This window comes from Rhodococcus sp. CX, from assembly GCF_015865005.1.
GTDB lineage: Bacteria > Actinomycetota > Actinomycetes > Mycobacteriales > Mycobacteriaceae > Rhodococcus.
The window spans coordinates 5,143-6,115 of the sequence record NZ_JADZGH010000205.1; the positions used below are offsets into that span (position 1 = coordinate 5,143).

Annotated in this window: 1 protein-coding gene; it reads right to left on the reverse strand. The window is 69.9% G+C overall.

What is annotated here, in order from left to right; genetic code table 11:
- Positions 1–973, reverse strand: a 973-nt coding sequence (locus I0Q12_RS33540) for a condensation domain-containing protein (RefSeq protein WP_231611212.1), incomplete at both ends; no start/stop codon positions are given.

The following is a 973-nucleotide window of genomic DNA, read 5'->3' on the forward strand; positions in this document are numbered from 1 at the left end:
CTGCCAGAGCGCGAAGTCGGCGTACTGCACCGGAAGCGGCGCCCAGGCCGGGGCGTCCCACGACGACCGCGCGGCATAGGCCACCATGACGTCCCGGGCGAGCGGCCCCATCGACCAGCCGTCCGCGGAGATGTGGTGGACGACCATGCCGAGGACGTAGTCGCGTTCACCGATCTCGAACAGCCGGGCGTGCATCGGAACTTCGGAGGTCACGTCGAAGCCGACGGAAGCGAGTTTGAACAGCTTGTCCTGGAGTTCCTCCGGGGTGACCTGCTCGGGTGTCAGGTCGGGAACGGTCTGCACCGCCTCCTGCACGACCTGCCGCGGGCCGTCCGGCGAGTCCGGGAAGATCGTCCGCAGCGACTCGTGCCGCTCGGTCACGTCGATGACCGCGACCTGCAGCGCGATGATGTCGAGTTCACCGCTGAGCCGGATCACGACCGGAATGTTGTTGACCGCCGAGCCCGTGTCGAAACGGTTGAGGAACCACATGCGCTGCTGCGCGAGCGACAGAGGGATCCGGTCCGGGCGCTCCATCGGTGCCAGTGCGGCGCGACCGCCGGCACCGGCATGCTGCTCGACCCGGGCAGCGAGCGCTTCGACGGTCGAGGCCTCGAACAGCGCCCGGACCGGGACCGTGGTGTGCAGCGCGGCACCGAGCCGCGAGACGACCTGGGTCGCGATGAGGGAGTTGCCGCCCAGCTCGAAGAAGTCGTCGTCGACGCCGACCCGCGTCACGCCGAGCACGTCGGCGAACGTGTTGGCGACGATCTCCTCGACGGGGGTCGACGGGGAGCGGAACACCTTGGTCTCGAAAACCGGCGCGGGCAACGCCTTCCGGTCGAGCTTGCCCTGCGGGGTCAGCGGGACCTCGTCGAGGACGACGATCGCCGCGGGCACCATGTGCGAGGGCAGGCGATCGGCGACGAACGCCGTCAGCGCGTCCACGCGCACCGAACGCCCCGGCACGGCC